Below are 19,241 nucleotides of genomic sequence, written 5' to 3'. Positions count from 1 at the left end.
AGACACCCAATGTCGTATGAAGCGATTCGCCTGGATATAGATGCATCGAGCCGTGTAGCGACCATTACGCTGAACCGCCCGGACAAGCTGAACAGCTTCACGCGCGCAATGCATCAGGAATTGAGCGCCGCGCTCGACCAGGTCGAAGCGTCAACGGCCCGCGCCCTCGTGCTCACTGGTGCGGGGCGTGGCTTCTGCGCCGGCCAGGATCTCGCCGATCTCGACTTCACGCCAGGCGCCATGACCGATCTAGGCGAGTTGATCGACACGTATTTCAATCCGCTGATTCGCCGCCTGCAAGCGCTGCCAATGCCGGTGATCGCCGCAGTTAACGGTACGGCCGCCGGCGCCGGCGCGAACCTCGCGCTGGCCTGCGACCTCGTACTCGCAGCCCGTTCCGCGAGCTTCATCCAGGCGTTCGTGAAGATCGGTCTCGTGCCTGATTCCGGCGGCACGTGGTTCCTGCCGCAACGCATCGGCATGGCGCGCGCCATCGGGCTTGCCATGACCGGCGACAAACTCGGCGCGGAAAAAGCCGAGAGCTGGGGCTTGATCTGGCAAGCGGTCGACGACGCAGAACTCGCCGGCGCCGCCGCCAAACTCGCGAGCCAGCTCGCGCAGCAACCCACGCGCGCGATCGCCGCGATCAAACAGGCCATGCGGGCAGGCGCGACGCAAACCCTGGATCAGCAACTCGACCTCGAACGCGATCTGCAGCGTGAGCTCGGCGCTTCCCACGATTACGCGGAAGGCGTTCAGGCTTTCGTAGAAAAGCGTGCACCACTTTTTGAGGGCCGCTGAGATGTCCGCACAACCCAGTCAAACCAGCCAGATGACGCCAGACGAACTCGCCCGCGCAACCGCCGCCGCGATGTACGAAAACGACGCCTGCAGCAAGGCGCTCGGCCTCGAAATCCTGGAAGTCCGCCCCGGCTACGCGCGCCTGCGTATGGCTGTGCGCGAAGACTTTCTGAACGGTCATCAGATTTGTCACGGTGGCCTGATTTTCACGCTGGCCGATTCCACGTTCGCGTTCGCCTGCAATACGTACAACATCAATACGGTCGCAGCCGGTTGCTCGATCGAGTTCCTGCGTCCGGTGCATGGCGGCGACGTACTGACGGCGGAAGCCGTCGAACAGACGTTGAGCGGACGCACTGGCATCTACGACATTCGTGTCACGAATCGCGCTGAGGAAACCGTCGCGATGTTTCGCGGTAAATCGGCGCAGATTAAAGGCAACCTGATTCCCGTGGGCGATTGAAAGAAGGACGCACGGAGACGTCGCGACACACCACTCGCGAGATCGCGGTGGTAACCGCAGCAATCCGGCGGCAAGTTCCGAAGCACAGCGTGGCGACTAGTCGACGAACTAGAACTAGCGAACACGACATTCATCAACAGCAGGCCGCCCCAGTTTTTGTGCGCAAGCGCACCGAACATCAGACCCAAGCATTGAGGCAGCAAGGAGACATTCGATGACCACCGCCCTTCCGCTCGATCCCATCGAGACCGCCAGCCGCGACGAACTCGCCGCGCTTCAACTTGAACGGCTCAAATGGTCGTTGAACCACGCCTATGAAAATTCACCGGTCTATCGGCGCAAGTTCGACGAAGCCGGCGTGCATCCGAGCGAAGTGAAAAGCCTCGCAGATCTGGCGCGCTTTCCCTTCACCACCAAGAAGGATCTGCGCGATAGCTACCCCTTCGGCATGTTCGCCGTGCCGCAGGAACAGATTTCGCGGATTCACGCGTCGTCCGGTACGACCGGCAAGCCGACCGTGGTGGGCTATACCGCACGCGACATCGACACGTGGGCGAATCTCGTCGCACGTTCCATTCGTGCGGCCGGCGCGCGGCGCGGCGACAAGGTTCATGTGAGCTACGGCTACGGTCTCTTTACCGGCGGCCTCGGCGCTCATTACGGCGCGGAACGCGCGGGGCTTACCGTGATCCCGTTCGGCGGCGGCCAGACCGAAAAACAGGTGCAACTGATTCAGGATTTCCGGCCGGACATCATCATGGTGACGCCGAGCTACATGCTCTCGATCGCGGACGAACTGGAGCGTCAGGGCATTGACCCGGTCACCTGCTCCCTGCGCCTCGGCATCTTCGGCGCGGAGCCGTGGACCAATGACATGCGTCAGGCCATTGAAAAACGCATGGGCATCGACGCGGTCGACATTTACGGGCTGTCCGAAGTGATGGGGCCGGGCGTGGCATCGGAATGCGTGGAAACGAAAGACGGCCCGACCATCTGGGAAGATTATTTCTACCCCGAGATCATCGATCCCGAAACCGGCGAAGTGCTGCCGGACGGCGAACTCGGCGAACTGGTGTTCACGTCGCTGACCAAGGAAGCGCTGCCGATCGTCCGCTATCGGACACGCGATCTGACGCGACTTCTGCCGGGCACGGCTCGCACCATGCGTCGCATGGAGAAAATAACGGGGCGTTCGGACGACATGATGATCGTGCGCGGCGTAAACGTTTTCCCGACGCAGATCGAAGAACTGCTGCTCAAGCAGCATGCCCTCGCGCCGCATTATCAGATCGTACTGACCAAGGAAGGGCCGCTCGACGTATTGACGCTGAATGTCGAACCGTGTCCGGAGACGGCGCCGGACACCGCTGCGCTGTCTACGGCAAAGCAGGCGTTGACTTACGACATCAAGGCATTGATCGGCGTTAGTGCCGTGGTGAATGTGCTGGCGGTGAACGGGATTGAACGTTCGGTGGGTAAAGCACGGCGCGTGGTGGACAAACGCAAGTCGGGGCTTTGAGGAAGGGCTCCCTCTGACGAAAGTCGGCCAAAGGCGGCTGTTGAAGGCGGCGGTTTTCAAAACGAAATCCGCCGCTTCACCGGCAGCCGAAGCTTGCCGACAGCCGAGGCCCTGCGACAGCCTAAGCCCTCAAGCTCAAGCTCAAGCCCAACCTCAGCCCCAACCTCACGAATTCGGCAACAACAACCACATCCGGCCACCCTGCTTCATCTTCCCGGCCAGGTCGCCGGCGTCATCGCCGAGCCCCCAGAAGTAATCCGCGCGTACCCCGCCCTTGATCGCGGAACCGGTGTCCTGCGCGAAGACGAGGCGATTCATCGGCGAGTTAGTCAATGGCCGCGTGGTCTGCAAAAACACCGGCGTGCCCAGCGGAATCGAGGACGGGTCGACCGCGATCGAACGCTCCGGCGTGAGCGGCACGCCAAGCGCGCCAATCGGACCATCCGCCCCGCCGCCCGGCACGCTTTCGCCGGAAGGCATTTCGCGGAAGAACACGAAACGCGGGTTTGTATCCAGCAGCGCATCGACCCGATTCGGATTCGCGCGCGCCCACGCCTTGATACCTTGCATGGTCGCCTGCGACGGCGTGAGCTCACCACGATCCAGCAGCCAGCGCCCAATCGACTTGTACGGCTGATTATTCGTCCCGCCAAAACCAAGTCTCATCACGCTGCCGTCTTCCATCACGATTCGCCCGGAGCCTTGAACCTGCAGGAAGAACGCTTCGATCGGATCGTCGACCCAAACCAGTTCATTGCCGTTAAGCACGCCCGCGCGCTCGAGCTGCGCACGCACCGGCAGCGGTGCGCCCGCGCGATAGCCGGACGGCCAGCGATACAGCGCGGTCTGATACACGCCGTGACGCGTGCGCGAACCGCGCAGCAAAGGCTCGTAGTAACCGGTGACGAGACCGTCGAGCGTGCCGTCGTTATTCGCTAGCTGGAACGGCGTGAAATAGGCCTCGAAAAAAGCCCGTGCGCTGGTGACGTCGAGATCGTCGATTTGTGAGGCCGCGGCACATGCGCGCGCCCAGTTCGGCTGACGCGCGAGTCTCACGCAGTTTTGCCGCAGCGCGGCGGTCGCGCCGATCAGCGAATCGTCCTGCCAACCCGGCACCTGTTGCCACGCAACCGCCGTGAGCCGCGTCGAGGCAATCTGTCCGGGTATGATCGCAGCGCCCGTGGGTGGCGACAACGAAGGCCGGACCGCGCCGCCACCTCCGCAGGACGCCAGCATCACCGCAACCGAAAGCGCGCCGAGCCATGCTCCGGCCGTGCGGACAAACCGCATACAATGTTCGTTCTTGATGGAAACCGCCATGTCTGATCTGTTCGACGAATACCCAATGCTCATCTTCGCGCTGGAGTCGCTCCTCGCGCTTTTCCTGCTGGTTTTTATCGTGGTGTGGACGTCGTCCGGCAAGAAGAAAATAACGCGCGCCCACTCGACCGAACAGCATAAAAAACAGAAACCGCAGTAGGCCTTCTGCGTAACACCCGGAGCAAAAGCCCAAGCGCGTTGGAGTGTTTAAGAGACCGCCGTCAGCGGCCTCGGTTCAATGCAAAGTACGCGGCATCCGCAGGATGAATTCCGGCACCGGCGCTTCGAAGCGCTCGCCGTCTTCCGCCACACAAAAATATTCGCCACGCATTGTGCCGACCGGCGTGCCGATCACGGCCCAACTCGTATATTCGAAGTGCTCGCCCGGTTTGAGCAGCGGCTGGTGGCCGACCACGCCCAGCCCCTTCACTTCCTGCTCGTTATTGTCGCTGTCGGTAATCACCCAATGCCGAGCAATCAATTGAGCCGGCACCTGGCCCGTGTTGCGGATGGTCAGCGTGTATGCGAACGCATACTGGCGGCGCTCCGGGTCCGACTCTTCGGGCAGAAACTGCACCTGCGCCGAGACGCTGAATTCGTACTGGCTCATCCTGATTCCGATCTGGTGAAACGGGCTGTGAAAAATCGCGGGAAAGCCCGTATGCCAATGGTTTGCGGGCACACTGGCGACGCGGTGCTTATGGATTGGCATTCTGCTTGATGCGCGGCAGGGCCGCAACCGGACAAATCCCTCTGGCCAAGGGCCATTCAGACGTTTTGTCATCTTCACGGCGCGCATCGCGAAAGTGACGCGCGCCGTCCGCGAGCCGGTTTCCGAGCGCACAAAACGGTAAAATGACGCTTTCCCGCTTGCATCCTTCCCCGCCATGACGCAATTCCGCATTGCCCCCAGCATTCTGTCCGCCGACTTCGCCCGTCTGGGTGAGGAAGTGCGCAACGTCGTCGCCGCCGGCGCCGACTGGATTCACTTCGACGTGATGGACAACCATTACGTGCCGAACCTGACCATCGGGCCACTCGTGTGCGAGGCGATCCGCCCGCACGTGAACGTGCCGATCGACGTGCATCTGATGGTGCGCCCGGTCGACCGGATCGTGCCGGATTTCGCCAAGGCCGGCGCGAATCTGATCAGCTTTCATCCTGAAGGCTCGGACCATATCGACCGCACGCTGTCGCTGATTCACGACCACGGCTGCAAGGCTGGTCTGGTGTTCAACCCGGCCACGTCGCTGAACTACCTCGATCACGTGATGGACAAAGTCGACCTCGTGTTGATCATGTCGGTGAATCCGGGGTTCGGCGGTCAGTCGTTTATTCCTGAAGCGCTCAACAAGCTGCGCGAAGCGCGCGCGCGTATCAACGCGTACAAGGAGCGCACCGGCCGCGAGATTCATCTGGAAGTGGACGGCGGCGTGAAGGTCGACAACATCGCCGAAATCGCGGCGGCCGGCGCGGACACTTTCGTGGCCGGCTCGGCGATCTTCGGCCAGCCCGATCACAAGGTCGTGATCGACAAGATGCGCGCGGCGCTCGCCAACATCCAGCACTAAAAACTGCACACCCTATGACTGCCCCGCTTCACGCCCTGCTTCCCTCGCCGGCATTCACTGGTCCGCGCCTGCAAGCCGCGATCATCGACCTCGACGGCACGATGATCGATACCGCCGACGATTTCACCGCCGGCCTGAACGGCATGCTCGCGCAACTCGACGCGATCGAAACCTCGCGTGAAGAAGTGGTCGGCTATGTCGGCAAAGGTTCGGAGCATCTGATCCGCAGCGTGCTGGCGCCGCGTTTCGAAGCGGAGCATGCGCAAGACCGTTTCGACGAAGCGCTCGCGATCTATCAGGAAGAGTACGCCAAGATCAACGGCATGCACACGCGGCTCTATCCCGACGTGGAAGCCGGTCTGAGCGCCATGCGCGAGGCCGGCATCAAGCTCGCCTGCGTGACCAACAAGCCGCACCGGTTCGCGGTCGAGCTGTTGCAGCAATACGGGCTTGCCCAATATTTCAGCGTCGTGCTCGGCGGCGACAGCCTCGCGAAAAAGAAGCCGGACCCGCTGCCCATGCTGACCGCCGCGGCGCAGTTAGGCGTCGAGCCGCAAGCCACGGTGGCGATCGGCGATTCGGAAAACGACGCGCTGGCCGGCCGTGCGGCGGGCATGGCGACGCTGACCGTGCCCTATGGCTACAACCATGGTCGCGCTATACAAGAAATAAAATCCGATGGTATAGTTGCCTCGCTGCTCGACGCCGCCAAGGCGATCGCAGCGCACCATTCAACGACTTGAAAAGTCCACCATTCTCATGTTTCTGAACAAAAAACGGAGTCTGATTAGCATCGACCGGGGAGCCTGGCCCTGGCGTCGCTGGTCGCGCTAACCTCGCCTGAGGTACGCTGAAGTTCGTCTTCGGCAACCGTTTTTTGCTTCGCTGCGCTCACGCGTTTTTTCCATCGTCTTGTTTCGCTGCATCGGTTGAATCGGCCTGCGTGTACCCACAAGGTACCGTCCTGCGCTGACACTGCTTGCACGCGTCGATGGGAAACTCGCGCCGGTCGGTATCATCATCGTGTCGAAACTGTCGAACGAACGCCCTGACCGGCCGCGCAACGCCCCGCTTTGTCCGACGCATGCTGCCGCCGGATCACCGTACAGGATCGGAACATGACCGAACTCGAATTCCAGTCCCTCGCCAACGAGGGTTTCAATCGCATTCCGCTGATCGCCGAAGCGCTCGCCGACCTCGAAACGCCGCTATCGCTGTACCTGAAGCTCGCGCAGAGCGAGCGTAACGGCGCCAACTCGTTCCTGCTGGAATCGGTGGTGGGTGGCGAACGCTTCGGCCGCTATTCGTTCATCGGCTTGCCGGCGCGTACGCTGCTGCGTACCCGGAACGGCGTCTCCGAAGTGGTGCGCGACGGCAAGGTCGTCGAAACGCACGAAGGCGATCCGCTCGAATTCATCCAGCAATTCCAGGGCCGTTTCAAAGTGGCGCAACGCCCTGGGCTGCCGCGTTTCGCGGGCGGTCTGGCCGGTTATTTCGGCTATGACGCGGTGCGTTACATCGAGAAAAAGCTAGCGCACACCGTGCCGCCAGACGATCTGAATCTGCCCGATATCCAGTTGCTGCTGACCGAAGAAGTCGCGGTGATCGACAACCTCGCGGGCAAGCTCTATCTGGTGGTCTACGCCGACCCGACGCAGCCCGAGGCTTACACGAAGGCCAAACAGCGTCTGCGTGAACTGCGTCAGCGTTTGCGCACGACCGTGCAGCCGCCGGTCACCTCGGCCAGCGTGCGCACCGAGACTTACCGCGAATTCGCCAAAGACGATTACCTCGCCGCCGTGCGCAAGGCGAAGGAATACATCGCGGCCGGTGAATTGATGCAAGTGCAGGTCGGCCAACGTCTGACCAAGCCGTTCCGCGACAACCCGCTCTCGCTGTACCGCGCGCTACGTTCGCTGAATCCGTCGCCGTATATGTATTACTACAACTTCGGCGACTTCCATGTCGTGGGGGCATCGCCGGAAATTCTGGTGCGCCAGGAAAAGCGCGGCGAGGACCGTATCGTCACGATCCGGCCGCTCGCCGGCACGCGTCCGCGCGGCAACACGCCTGAACGCGACGCGGAACTCGCCACCGAACTGCTGAACGACCCGAAGGAAGTCGCCGAGCACGTCATGTTGATCGACCTCGCGCGTAACGACGTGGGCCGCATCGCGCAGATCGGCTCGGTGGTCGTGACCGACAAGATGGCGATCGAGAAATACTCGCACGTGCAGCACATCGTGAGTTCGGTCGAAGGCAAGCTGAAGCCCGGCATCACCAATTTCGACGTGTTGCGCGCCACCTTCCCGGCCGGCACGTTGTCGGGCGCGCCGAAGGTGCGCGCGATGGAACTGATCGACGAGCTGGAGCCCGTCAAACGCGGCCTGTACGGCGGAGCGGTCGGCTACCTGTCGTTCACCGGCGAAATGGATCTCGCCATCACGATCCGCACCGGCGTGATCGCGAACGGCAATCTGTATGTGCAGGCGGCAGCGGGTGTCGTCGCGGATTCGGTGCCCGAATCCGAATGGCAAGAGACCGAGAACAAGGCACGCGCCGTGTTGCGCGCCGCCGAGCAGGTTCAAGACGGCCTCGATAGCGACTTCTGACCGGAGACACACCATGCTGCTAATGATCGACAACTACGACTCGTTCACCTACAACCTGGTGCAGTACTTCGGCGAACTCGGCGAAGACGTGCGCACCTACCGCAACGACGAAATCACGCTGGACGAAATCGCGAAGCTCAACCCTGAGCGCATCTGCCTGTCGCCCGGCCCGAGCAATCCGCAACACGCCGGCATTACGCTCGACGTGCTGCGCGAATTCGCCGGCAAGACGCCGATTCTCGGTGTGTGCCTCGGCCACCAGGCGATCGGCGAAGCGTTCGGCGGTCGCGTGGTGCGCGCGCAGACCATCATGCACGGCAAGGTCAGCACGATCGAAACCGATTGCAAAGGCGTGTTCGCCGACCTGCCGAAGCACTTCGTGGTGACCCGCTACCACTCGCTCGCGATCGAACGCGAATCGCTGCCCGACTGCCTCGAAGTGTCGGCATGGACCGAAGACGGCGAGATCATGGGCGTGCGTCACAAGGAACTGGCGGTGGAAGGCGTGCAATTCCATCCGGAATCGATCCTGTCCGAACACGGCCACGCACTGCTCGAGAACTTCGTGAAGCAGTCGAAACTCGCGTCCGCTCAACGCGCCTGATGAAGAGAGACGAAATCATGTCGATTACGCCCCAGGAAGCGCTGCAACGAACCATCGAGCACCGCGAGATTTTCCACGACGAAATGCTGCACCTGATGCGCCTCATCATGCGCGGCGAGCTGTCGCCAGTGATGTCGGCGGCAATCATTACCGGCTTGCGCGTCAAAAAAGAGACCATCGGCGAAATCACCGCGGCCGCTACGGTGATGCGTGAATTTGCCCGGCACGTCGACGTGCCGGACAACTCGAACTTCGTCGATATCGTCGGGACCGGCGGCGACGGCTCGCAAACCTTCAATATTTCCACGGCGACCATGTTCGTGACGGCCGCGGCCGGTGCGAAGGTCGCGAAGCACGGCGGACGCGGCGTGTCGAGCAAGTCGGGCAGCGCAGACGTGCTCGAAGCGCTCGGCGTGAATATCGATCTGCAGCCGGAACAGGTGGCGGCGTCGATCGCGGAAACCGGCATGGGCTTCATGTTCGCGCCGAACCATCATCCGGCCATGAAGAACATCGCGCCGGTGCGCCGTGAACTCGGCGTGCGCACGCTGTTCAACATTCTCGGCCCGCTGACCAATCCGGCCGGCGCGCCGAATCAGTTGATGGGCGTGTTCCACGGCGACCTGGTCGGGATTCAGGTGCGAGTGATGCAGCGCCTCGGCGCGAAGCACGTGCTGGTGGTGTACGGCATGGACGGCATGGACGAGGTCTCGCTCGGCGCGGCGACGCAGGTCGGCGAGTTGCGCGACGGCCAGATCCACGAGTACGAGATTCATCCGGAAGACTTCGGCCTGCAGATGGTGTCGAACCGCACGCTGAAAGTGGCGGACGCGACCGAATCGAAAGCGATGCTGCTCGAAGCGCTCGACAACACGCCGGGCGTCGCGCGCGAAATCGTCACGCTGAACGCGGGCACGGCGCTGTATGCGGCGAACGTGGCGGCGTCGATCGCAGACGGCATTCAGTTGGCACGCGAAGCGATCGCGAGCGGCAAGGCTCGTGCGAAGGTCGACGATCTGATCCGCTTTACCCAGCAATTCAAGCACTAATCACGTAGCGAGACACAGATGAGCGACATTCTCGACCAGATCATCGCGATCAAACGCGAAGAAGTCCGCGCGGCGCAGCAAAGCGCGTCGCTCGAAGAACTGCGCCTCGAAGCGGCGTCGCGCGATATTCGCGATTTCGTCGGCGCATTGCGCGCGAAACACACGGCGGGCCTCGCCGCAGTGATCGCCGAAGTGAAGAAGGCGAGCCCGTCGAAAGGCGTGCTGCGCGAACACTTCGTGCCCGCCGAGATCGCGCGTTCTTACGAACAGCACGGCGCGGCGTGTCTGTCGGTGCTGACCGACGTGCAGTTCTTCAAGGGCAGCGTCGCGTATCTGGAAGAAGCGCGCGCGGCCTGCAAACTCCCGGTGTTGCGCAAAGACTTCATCGTCGATCCGTATCAGATCGTCGAGGCCCGCGCGATGGGTGCCGACGCGATCCTGCTGATCGCCGCCGCGCTCGAAACGTCGCAGATGCAAGACCTCGAAGCGCTCGCGCATTCGCTGAATCTGGCCGTGCTGGTCGAAGTGCACGACAGCCGTGAACTGATGGAAGCACTCACGCTGAAAACGCCGCTGATCGGTATCAACAACCGCAATCTGCGCACGTTCGAAACGTCGATCGAGACGACCATCGGCATGCTCGAAGCGATTCCGGACGACCGGATCGTCGTCACCGAGTCGGGCATTCTGTCGCGCGTCGACGTCGAACGGCTGCGCGCGATGGACGTGCACACGTTCCTCGTCGGCGAGGCGTTCATGCGCGCGGAAGAGCCGGGCGTCGAACTGGCGCGGATGTTTTTCTGAGCGCCAACGTCGACACGCGGCAAGGCGGTACACGGAGCAAAGCAGATCATGGGCATGGAACGCGAAATCAAGCTGGCGCTGCCGGCTGACCAGGTGCGGGCGGCGACGCAGTGGTTTGTCGCACGTACAGGTGCGGAAGGGCGCGATGTCAGGCTGGCGAATATTTACTTCGATACGCCGGCGCTGACGTTGGCGAAGTCGAAAAGCGCGCTGCGTTTGCGTCACACGCCGGACGGCTGGCTGCAAACCTTCAAGACAGTGGGCGAAGCGAAGGACGGTTTGCATAGCCGGCACGAGTGGGAAATGCCGGTGGCGGGCGAAAAGCTCGAGATCGACACGTTACTGCGCGAGTGCGATGAGCCGAGCGCGGCTGAAGCTTTGCGTCAGGCCGCGCCGGAGCTGGTCGAACTGTTCCGCACGGACTTCACGCGCACGCTGTGGAATATCGAGCTGAACGATGCGACGGTCGAAGCCGCGATCGATCAAGGCGACGTGATCGCCGAAGTGAACGGTGAAGCACGTCGCGCGCCGATTTCCGAGGTCGAACTCGAACTGAAGTCCGGCGACGAAGCCGCTTTGCATGCGCTAGCGGCGGAACTTGGGACAGCCGTCGCGGGGCTGGCGCCGGATAACGTCAGCAAAGCGCAGCGCGGGTATCAACTGCGAGCGGGTTGAATGGCGGCAAGCGCAGCAACGCGGCACGCACTAACCATACGGATTGATGAACGCGCGACGTCGCGCACACCTCAGCGCCTGGCACGCGCCGTCCGCGCTTCACCGCCGCACCTTGAGCAACACCGCGTTTGCTGCGACACTTCCCCGCCATGACCTCCGCTTCCCGTACCCGCTCCGATTCGTCGCAGGCTTCGCTTTTCGGCGACGCCGCGCCCTCTCCCGCCGACGCACTGACCAACCCGGTTTCGCCTTCAACGGCTAGCGCACCGCCGGCCCTTGAAGCCCAATTCGCCGCGCTGCCCCCGGCATGGCGCACACATCTCAAGCCGTTCGTCGAAAGCGACGCTTACGCACCGCTGTGCCGTTTCGTCGACGGTGAACGCGCGGCCGGCAAGACCGTGTATCCCGCCGACGTATTCCGCGCGTTGCGCCTGACGAGCCCCGACGAAGTGAAAGTCGTGATCCTCGGCCAGGACCCGTATCACGGCGAAGACCGCGGCACGCCGCAAGCGCATGGGCTGGCGTTTTCGGTAGCGCCGAACGTGCGTACGCCGCCGTCGCTGCGCAACATCTTCAAGGAAATTGCCGCGAGCCTTGGCCACGACACGCCGCGCCACGGCTGTCTCGACACGTGGGCCAAACAGGGCGTGCTGCTGCTGAACACGGTGCTGACGGTCGAGCGCGACGCCGCGGCGAGCCACGCGAAACGCGGCTGGGAAAAGTGTACGGACACGCTGATCCACGAACTCGCCATGCGTCATGACGGCCTGGTGTTCATGCTGTGGGGCGCGCACGCGCAAGCGAAGCGCGCGCTGCTTGGCGGCAAGTCGCACTATGTGCTGGAAGCGCCGCATCCGTCGCCGCTATCGGCGCATCGCGGCTTTCTCGGCTGCGGGCATTTTGCGAAGGCGAATGAGTATCTCGCGCAACACGGCCGCGCAACGATCGACTGGCGCTTGCCGGACGAAGCGCAGATGCTGGCGTAAGCGCAATACGTCCAGGCGCGCATCGGCGAGTCAGTGCATCGGCGCATCGGCGCACGAACCAGAAAAGCAAAAACGCCACGGGTTTCAAACCCGTGGCGTTTCTCGTTGCATCGTTACATCGCGCACTGCACCGCGATGCGCGCATGTTCAAACCGGCGCGTCAATCCTTCCATCGACCTTCTTACGCAGCGGCAATCGCTTCGCGCGCCGAAACCAGCGCGGCGGTCGCTGCGTCCGGGCCCATGTTCAGGCCTTCGGCGTAGATGAAGTTCACGTCGGTCATGCCGAGGAAACCCAGGAAAGCCTTCAGATACGGCGTCTGGCTGTCGTTCGGCGTGCCCAGATACTTGCCGCCGCGGGCCGACACGACGTGGACCTTCTTGCCCTTCACGAGACCTTCCGGACCGTTCGCCGTGTACTGGAACGTGATGCCGGCGCGTGCGATGAAGTCGAAGTACGTCTTGAGCTGCGACGAGATACCGAAGTTGTACATCGGTGCGCCGATCACGACGATGTCGGCGGCTTGCAGTTCGGCGATCAGCGCTTCGCTGCGTGCGGCGATTTCGGCCTGCTCGGCGTTGCGTTGGTCAGCCGGCGTGAAGAACGCGCCGAGGACGGCGTCGTCCAGGTGCGGCAGCGGCTCAGCTTGCAGATTGCGGACGACGACTTGCGCGCCCGGATTCGATTGTTGCAGCTTGGCGGTCAGTTCGTTGACGAGAAGCGTCGAGTTCGCGCCTTGCGAACGGGCTGCCGAGTTGATTTGCAGGATCGTGGTCATGTGGGTGACTCCAGTAGGGGCGCGCAGTTTTGCGCGAGTGGAGTCATTGTGTTTTTTTACCGTCCCGAGAAAAAGCCATCCAGCAGCGACGGATTGTTGCATTGGTAGAACAATCCGCCGCTCTCGACCGTCGATTAATAGCGCCGACGATTACGATCAGCTTGCAAGCCAGCGCTCGCGGGCCTTGCGCGCGGCGGTCCCCTTGTCGCTGACCGCGAGCTTGTAGCGTGCCGGCTCAGGCCCGTCCAGCTTGACTTGCGTGGTGCGCAGTTCGTCGCGGCGGAACGCATGGATCTCGACTTTCGCGCCCGACTGATAGCGTGCCAGCAGGCCGTCAAGATTCGAGCCGGTCACGCGCAGGCCGTCGAGCGCGATCAGCACGTCGCCGGCCGAGAGCCCTGCTTTCTGCGCGGCGCTGCCTTCATGCACGGCCGCCAGCGTGCAATCCGCGCCGCCGCGCAAACGCGCGCCGAGCGACGGCCGGGAGCTCTTGTCGAATTCAGGCGCAAGCGTGACGCCGAACGGCGCGAGCAGCGTTTCGAGCGGCAAATCGCGCGTGCCATGCACGGCCTCGGCGAACAGCTCGCCGAGTTGCGCGCCGGTTGCTTCCGCGAACAGCGCTTCGACCTCGCTTTCTTCCACGCCGACAGGCTTGCCGCGATAAAAATCGCGGCCGAAACGTTGCCACAGCAGACGCATCACGTCGTCGAGCGATTTGCGGTTGTTGGTCTGCGCGCGGATCGTCAGATCGAACGCGAGCGCGACCAGCGAGCCCTTGGTGTAATAGCTGACGATCGCGTTCGGCGCATTCTCGTCCTGACGGTAGTACTTGACCCACGCGTCGAACGAGCTCTCAGCGACGGTCTGCTTCAGGCGGCCGCTGCCGCGCAGCACACCGCCAACCACCTTGCCGAGCAGGCCGAAATAGTCGTCCGGCGAAATCAGCCCGCTGCGCACGAGGATCAGATCGTCGTAGTAAGACGTGAAGCCCTCGAACAGCCACAGCAACGACGTGGTGTTCTCCTCGTTCAGGTCGTACGGTGCGAACACCGCCGGCTTGATGCGCTTCACGTTCCAGGTGTGGAAATACTCGTGGCTGCACAGGCCGAGGTAGGTTCGGTAGCCTTCGCTGAGCGCGTCGCGTCCTTGCACCGGCAGATCGCCACGATTGCAGATCAGCGCGGTCGAAGCGCGATGCTCCAGCCCACCATAACCATCGGTGACGGCCTGGGTCATGAACACGTAGCGGTCCATCGGCGCTTTCTTCGACTTCGGCTCAAACAACGCGATCTGCGCTTCGCAGATGCGCTTCAGGTCGGCGGACAGTCGCGCCATGTCCAGCCCGATCACGCGGCCGGCGATCACGATGTCGTGCGGCACGCCATGCGCGTCGAAGGTCGCCAACTCGAATTGACCCAGCGTCACCGGATGATCGATCAGCTCGTCGTAGTTTTGCGCGCGATACTCGCCGAAGCCGTAGCGCTTCGTGCCGCGCGCCTCCGGCAACGCGGTCGCGACGCGCCAGTTGCGATACGCGGCGCCGTCCGGCTTCTGGATGTCGACCACGCATTGCGCTTCTTCATGACCGAGCGGCGACAAAAACACGCTGGTGCCGTTGAAGAAACCCGTCGTGTCGTCCAGATGCGCGGCGCGCACCGACAGATCCCATGCATACACCTCGTAGCGCAGCGTCAGCGCGCCTTTGACCGGCGCGGCCTGCCACGTGTGCTTGTCGGTCTTCTCGACGCGCACCTTGCGGCCGGCGTCGTTGACGGCGCGCAGCGTGACGATGTTGCGCGCGAACTCGCGCACCATGTAGCTGCCCGGAATCCACACCGGCAGCATGAAACGCTGGCCGGCCGGATCGGGATCGGCGACGGTCACGGTGACTTCGAACAGGTGGGCGGCGGGTTGCTTGGGAACGATGGTGTAGCGGATCGGCTTCATCGGCGGCGATTAGGAGAGTGTGAGGCGGAGATGTTGGGGCTGAATGTGAAAGGAGGCGCACTACGCGCCTCCTTGCTTCTCTATATGTTCCGAACTGCGTACGGCTCAGTGCACCGCGGACATTTCCTTGTCGAGCCGGTCGGCCGGCACGGCGCCGGGCAGACGGCGGCCGTCGGCGAGGAACACGGTCGGCGTGCCGTCCACGTTCATGGCGTGGCCGAGCGCGAGGTTCTTGTCGATCGCGGCGGTGTCGCAGGTGCCGGCGGCGGTGGGCGCCTGATGATCCTGCATCCACGATTCCCACGCCTTGGCGCGATCCGTCGAGCACCAGATCGACTTCGACTTGGCGGTCGAATCCGGCGACAGCACCGGGTACAGGAACGTGTACACGGTCACGTTATCGATCGATTTGAGCGTGGTTTCGAGCTGCTTGCAGTACGGGCAGTTCGGATCGGAGAACACGGCGATCTTACGCGAGCCGTTGCCCTTCACGACCTTCACCGCGTTCGCGAACGGCAGGCTCGCGAAATCGATCCGGTTGGTTTCCGACAGACGCGCTTCGGTCAGATTCTTGCGGGTCTTCGCGTCGACCATATCGCCGAGCAGCAGGTAGTCGCCGTTCGCGTCGCTATAGACGATCTGCGTGCCGAGGTTGATTTCGTAGATGCCGGCGATCGGCGACTTCGTCACGCTCTTGATCGTCACGTCGGCCAGGCGCGTTTGCAGCGTGGCTTTGAGTTTGTCGGTGGTCTGGTCAGCCTGCGCGGAGCAGCCCAGCGTGATCGCGGCGATGGCAAGCGCAGCGGCCGCCACGCGGAAGGTCTTTTTCATGCTGAATTCCTGGTTTCATTCGCGCTTAGTGCGCGTTTTGCGACGGTTCGGGTCTGACCGGAACGGCGCCCATCCGTTCATGATACCCGTCTCGCCAGCCGCGGCGCGCCGGGCGGGATGCTTCAACCCAGCGCGGCCGACACCAGCCAGCGCTTGATAAACGGTTGCGCGCCGACGAACGCCATGCCGGTATTACGCAGCACCTTGGCGAACGGGCCGGGCGCGGAGAAGAGTTTTTGCAGGCCGTCGGTGGCGATCATCAGTGCGCGAATGTCTTCGCGGCGAGCGCGTTCGTAGCGGCGCAACAGCACCATGTCGCCGAGATCGCGGAACGATTCCTTGCCGGCGACGGTATCGGCGAGCGCCGCGACGTCGCGCAAGCCGAGGTTCATGCCCTGGCCCGCCAGCGGATGAATCAGATGCGCGGCGTCGCCAACCAGCGCGACGCGCGGCGCAACCAGCCGGTCGACCGTTTGCAGCGCGAGCGGGAAGCCTTGCGCGGGCGTCACGCATTCGAGCGCGCCGAACTGGCCGCCTGTTACGCGTTCCACTTCGGCGGCGAGTTGCGCCGGATCGAGCCCGACCAGCTTTTCAGCGTGTTCGGTGCGCGCCGACCAGACCAGCGACACATGGCCGTCCGGCATGGGCAGCAGCGCGACGATCTCGCCGTCCTTGAACCATTGGTAGGCCGTTTCGCCGTGCGGCTTTTCGGCCTTGAAGTTCGCGACGACGCCGGTCTGTTTGTAGTCGCGGCGGTCCATCTTCGAGTTGATCTGCGCGCGCACCCACGAATGCGCACCGTCCGCGCCCACCACCAGATCGGCTTCGAGCACATTGCCGTTGGCGAGACCGACGCTGGCGCCGTCGACGGTAAAGTCCAACGCCTGCGCGCGCGTGTCGATCCAGGTGAGATTCGGCTGGAAGCGCAGCGCCGCATCCAACGCGCGTTCGATCACCGACGACTCGACGATCCACGCCAGTTGCGGCACCGACGCCTGGAATGCGGAGAAATGCAGTTCGGCGTGCGCGTCGCCATAAACGCGCATGTCGTAGACCGGCCCGAGGCGGGCCAGATCGAGCGCCTGCCAGACTCGCAAACGCTCCAGCAGCGCCTGCGAACTCGACGACAACGCGTAGACCCGCGAGTCGAATACGGCGCCGGCCGGCAGCGCCGCGCAGGGCTGCGCGAGCAGCGCCACGCGCAGTCCGCCTTGCGTCAGCGCCAACGCCGCGGTCTTGCCGACGAGCCCGCCGCCGATCACGGCGACATCAAAGGTCTGGTGGTGTGCGTTCATGCGCGCATTATAGCCGCGGGGGTTGCGGGGGACGGATCGAGGCGCGCGGCATGTTGGCGCGGAACAAGGTCCCTGCCGATTAGTGCGCTAGTGCCCTTGCGCGGCGTGTGCCGCATGGGATTCGCGCAACAGCACGAAGTCGCGGTCGGACGACAGCACCCGCCATGCGTTCGACACCAACTCGCGCTTATGGTCACGCTGGTCGCCCCGCACCATGCAGTCTGGGAACACCCGGTCATAGACACGCCACAGCGAATCGAAGTCGTTGGTATCGGCAAAGCCGGCAATACGGCGCTTATCGTCGAGGGTGAGTGCGCTCGTCATACAGTTGACCGTTTGACGGTCGGTTGCGGCCTGCGCCTCATCATAATTAGGCAGCATCCAAACGACGACGCCAGCCGCCAGTGCAATGCCCGCGCCCCATCTCAGCCCTGTTGTTATTTTCATCATGCTCTCTCGGAAAGGGCTCTAGCGGCCCCGGACGGTCATCTTACAATGTTCCGACGAATGGACTTCGCGGGGTTTCCATGGGTTGGCGGCTGTTTCCGTGCACTTCCTGACGTTTCCTGGCGGCCCAGGTTTGCCGCGCCCGTCTTAGGAAGCCGATCCGAACGGGTTACAATTGCGCTTTCCGTGACGAGACTCGCCCGGGATCGTCGAGGCCCTGCCCCGATCCGGTGTCTTGTCCCGCTCCGCAGTGCTCCGCCGCCACGCTCATCGCGAAGGCTTGTCGAATCCCGCACCCAGCGTCGAGCGCATCACGCAACTTACTGAATCACTGAAGGATTTCCATGAGCCTCAAATGCGGCATCGTCGGCCTGCCTAACGTTGGCAAGTCCACCCTGTTCAACGCGCTGACCAAGGCGGGCATCGCCGCCGAAAACTATCCGTTCTGCACGATCGAGCCGAACGTCGGCATTGTCGAAGTGCCGGATGCGCGTCTGAAGGCGCTGGCTGAAATCGTCAAGCCGGAGCGCATCCTGCCGGCGGTGGTGGAGTTCGTCGACATCGCCGGTCTGGTGGCCGGTGCGAGCAAGGGCGAGGGCCTCGGCAACCAGTTTCTCGCGAACATCCGCGAAACCGACGCGATCACGCACGTGGTGCGCTGCTTCGAAGACGACAACGTGATTCACGTCGCGAACAAGGTCGACCCGCTGTCGGACATCGAAGTGATCAACACCGAACTGGCGCTGGCCGACCTCGCCACCGTCGAAAAAGCGCTGTCGCGCTATTCGAAGGCCGCCAAGTCGGGGAATGACAAGGAAGCGATCAAGAACGCCGCGGTGCTCGAAAAAGTCCGCGCGCAGCTCGACCAGGCCAAGCCGGTCCGCGCGCTCGATCTGTCGGACGAAGAAAAAGCCACCATCAAGCCGTTCTGCCTGATCACCGCGAAGCCGACCATGTACGTGGCGAACGTGAAGGACGACGGTTTCGAGAACAACCCGCATCTGGACGCGGTCACGAAGTTCGCGGCAGCGGAAAACGCGCCGGTCGTGGCGGTGTGCGCCGCGATCGAAGCGGAAATCGCCGACCTCGACGAAGCCGACATGACCGTGTTCCTCGCCGACATGGGCATGGAAGAGCCGGGCCTGAACCGCGTGGCCCGCGCGGCGTTCAAGCTGCTAGGTCTGCAGACGTACTTCACGGCCGGCGTGAAGGAAGTGCGCGCATGGACGATTCATATCGGCGACACCGCGCCGCAGGCAGCGGGCGCGATCCACACGGACTTCGAGCGCGGCTTCATTCGCGCGCAGACCATCGCGTTCAATGACTTCATCGCCTTCAAGGGCGAGCAAGGTGCGAAAGAAGCCGGCAAGATGCGCGCTGAAGGCAAGGAATACGTGGTGCACGACGGCGACGTGATGAACTTCCTGTTCAACGTTTAAGGTTCGGCACGCCTGGCAGATCCACCGCGATCTCACCGCCTCGCTAAAGCCCGCGCAAGTTCGTCAAAGCCCGTTAATAGCGGGCTTTTTTCTTTTTCAG

Annotated in this window: 20 protein-coding genes; 13 read left to right on the top strand and 7 right to left on the bottom strand. The window is 63.0% G+C overall.

Features of this window, described 5'->3' with window-relative positions; genetic code table 11:
- The first annotated feature begins 9 nt into the window (after window positions 1–9).
- The 3 genes from paaG (at window position 10) to paaK (ending at window position 2,783) form a co-directional block, all read left to right on the top strand.
- The gene (gene paaG / locus GGD40_RS14805) at window positions 10–801 is read left to right on the top strand and encodes a 2-(1,2-epoxy-1,2-dihydrophenyl)acetyl-CoA isomerase PaaG (RefSeq protein WP_179744088.1); all 792 of its coding nucleotides are present in this window, start codon (window positions 10–12) and stop codon (window positions 799–801) included.
- 1 nt (window position 802) lies between these two features.
- A complete protein-coding gene (paaI, locus tag GGD40_RS14800; RefSeq protein ID WP_179744087.1) occupies window positions 803–1,264 on the top strand; it encodes a hydroxyphenylacetyl-CoA thioesterase PaaI in 462 nt (153 codons plus the stop codon).
- Window positions 1,265–1,478: 214 nt separating this feature from the next.
- Complete coding sequence (gene paaK / locus GGD40_RS14795) at window positions 1,479–2,783, top strand: phenylacetate--CoA ligase PaaK (protein WP_179708152.1); 1,305 nt, start codon at window positions 1,479–1,481, stop codon at window positions 2,781–2,783.
- 165 nt (window positions 2,784–2,948) lie between these two features.
- Here paaK and mltA read toward each other — a convergent pair whose 3' ends face one another.
- On the bottom strand, window positions 2,949–4,073 hold the full coding sequence (gene mltA / locus GGD40_RS14790) for a murein transglycosylase A (RefSeq protein WP_218900899.1): 1,125 nt from the start codon (window positions 4,071–4,073) through the stop codon (window positions 2,949–2,951).
- Window positions 4,074–4,101: 28 nt separating this feature from the next.
- Between mltA and GGD40_RS14785 the strand changes: the two genes are divergently transcribed.
- A complete protein-coding gene (locus GGD40_RS14785) occupies window positions 4,102–4,263 on the top strand; it encodes a hypothetical protein (RefSeq protein ID WP_179744086.1) in 162 nt (53 codons plus the stop codon).
- A 75-nt stretch (window positions 4,264–4,338) separates the two neighbouring features.
- Here the strand turns inward: GGD40_RS14785 and apaG are convergent, their stop codons facing one another.
- The gene (gene apaG, locus GGD40_RS14780) at window positions 4,339–4,713 is read right to left on the bottom strand and encodes a Co2+/Mg2+ efflux protein ApaG (protein ID WP_035555052.1); all 375 of its coding nucleotides are present in this window, start codon (window positions 4,711–4,713) and stop codon (window positions 4,339–4,341) included.
- A gap of 277 nt (window positions 4,714–4,990) precedes the next feature.
- On the opposite strand from apaG, the gene rpe reads away from it, so the two are divergent.
- From rpe to GGD40_RS14740, 8 genes are all read left to right on the top strand, one after another.
- On the top strand, window positions 4,991–5,674 hold the full coding sequence (rpe, locus tag GGD40_RS14775) for a ribulose-phosphate 3-epimerase (protein WP_179744085.1): 684 nt from the start codon (window positions 4,991–4,993) through the stop codon (window positions 5,672–5,674).
- 14 nt (window positions 5,675–5,688) lie between these two features.
- Entirely contained in the window at window positions 5,689–6,417 is a 729-nt protein-coding gene (locus GGD40_RS14770) for a phosphoglycolate phosphatase (RefSeq protein WP_179708148.1), read from the top strand.
- 375 nt (window positions 6,418–6,792) lie between these two features.
- The gene (gene trpE / locus GGD40_RS14765) at window positions 6,793–8,286 is read left to right on the top strand and encodes an anthranilate synthase component I (RefSeq protein WP_179744084.1); all 1,494 of its coding nucleotides are present in this window, start codon (window positions 6,793–6,795) and stop codon (window positions 8,284–8,286) included.
- Between the two features lie 13 nt (window positions 8,287–8,299).
- On the top strand, window positions 8,300–8,890 hold the full coding sequence (locus tag GGD40_RS14760) for an aminodeoxychorismate/anthranilate synthase component II (RefSeq protein ID WP_105511190.1): 591 nt from the start codon (window positions 8,300–8,302) through the stop codon (window positions 8,888–8,890).
- A 17-nt stretch (window positions 8,891–8,907) separates the two neighbouring features.
- Window positions 8,908–9,939, top strand: a complete 1,032-nt coding sequence (trpD, locus tag GGD40_RS14755) for an anthranilate phosphoribosyltransferase (RefSeq protein WP_134961701.1) — start codon at window positions 8,908–8,910, stop codon at window positions 9,937–9,939.
- Between the two features lie 18 nt (window positions 9,940–9,957).
- Window positions 9,958–10,743 (top strand): indole-3-glycerol phosphate synthase TrpC, encoded by a 786-nt coding sequence (trpC, locus tag GGD40_RS14750; RefSeq protein WP_179744083.1) that lies wholly within the window; start codon window positions 9,958–9,960, stop codon window positions 10,741–10,743.
- Between the two features lie 48 nt (window positions 10,744–10,791).
- Window positions 10,792–11,418: a CYTH domain-containing protein gene (locus tag GGD40_RS14745; RefSeq protein ID WP_179744082.1), complete on the top strand. Its 627-nt coding sequence runs from the start codon at window positions 10,792–10,794 to the stop codon at window positions 11,416–11,418.
- 149 nt (window positions 11,419–11,567) lie between these two features.
- A complete protein-coding gene (locus GGD40_RS14740) occupies window positions 11,568–12,404 on the top strand; it encodes a uracil-DNA glycosylase (protein ID WP_179744081.1) in 837 nt (278 codons plus the stop codon).
- A 181-nt stretch (window positions 12,405–12,585) separates the two neighbouring features.
- Here the strand turns inward: GGD40_RS14740 and GGD40_RS14735 are convergent, their stop codons facing one another.
- The 5 genes from GGD40_RS14735 to GGD40_RS14715 form a co-directional block, all read right to left on the bottom strand.
- Entirely contained in the window at window positions 12,586–13,182 is a 597-nt protein-coding gene (locus tag GGD40_RS14735; RefSeq protein ID WP_179744080.1) for an FMN-dependent NADH-azoreductase, read from the bottom strand.
- Window positions 13,183–13,338: 156 nt separating this feature from the next.
- Window positions 13,339–15,129, bottom strand: a complete 1,791-nt coding sequence (locus GGD40_RS14730) for a M61 family metallopeptidase (RefSeq protein ID WP_179744079.1) — start codon at window positions 15,127–15,129, stop codon at window positions 13,339–13,341.
- A 105-nt stretch (window positions 15,130–15,234) separates the two neighbouring features.
- Window positions 15,235–15,960: a DsbC family protein gene (locus GGD40_RS14725; protein ID WP_035562643.1), complete on the bottom strand. Its 726-nt coding sequence runs from the start codon at window positions 15,958–15,960 to the stop codon at window positions 15,235–15,237.
- A gap of 122 nt (window positions 15,961–16,082) precedes the next feature.
- Window positions 16,083–17,255, bottom strand: a complete 1,173-nt coding sequence (locus tag GGD40_RS14720) for a UbiH/UbiF family hydroxylase (protein WP_179744078.1) — start codon at window positions 17,253–17,255, stop codon at window positions 16,083–16,085.
- 87 nt (window positions 17,256–17,342) lie between these two features.
- Entirely contained in the window at window positions 17,343–17,705 is a 363-nt protein-coding gene (locus tag GGD40_RS14715) for a hypothetical protein (RefSeq protein ID WP_257030410.1), read from the bottom strand.
- Window positions 17,706–18,046: 341 nt separating this feature from the next.
- On the opposite strand from GGD40_RS14715, the gene ychF reads away from it, so the two are divergent.
- Window positions 18,047–19,141, top strand: a complete 1,095-nt coding sequence (gene ychF / locus GGD40_RS14710) for a redox-regulated ATPase YchF (RefSeq protein WP_179708138.1) — start codon at window positions 18,047–18,049, stop codon at window positions 19,139–19,141.
- Window positions 19,142–19,241: the final 100 nt, after the last annotated feature.

Source organism: Paraburkholderia bryophila, assembly GCF_013409255.1.
In the GTDB taxonomy this organism is placed as follows: domain Bacteria; phylum Pseudomonadota; class Gammaproteobacteria; order Burkholderiales; family Burkholderiaceae; genus Paraburkholderia.
This window is presented reverse-complemented; position numbering and strand designations above follow the sequence as displayed.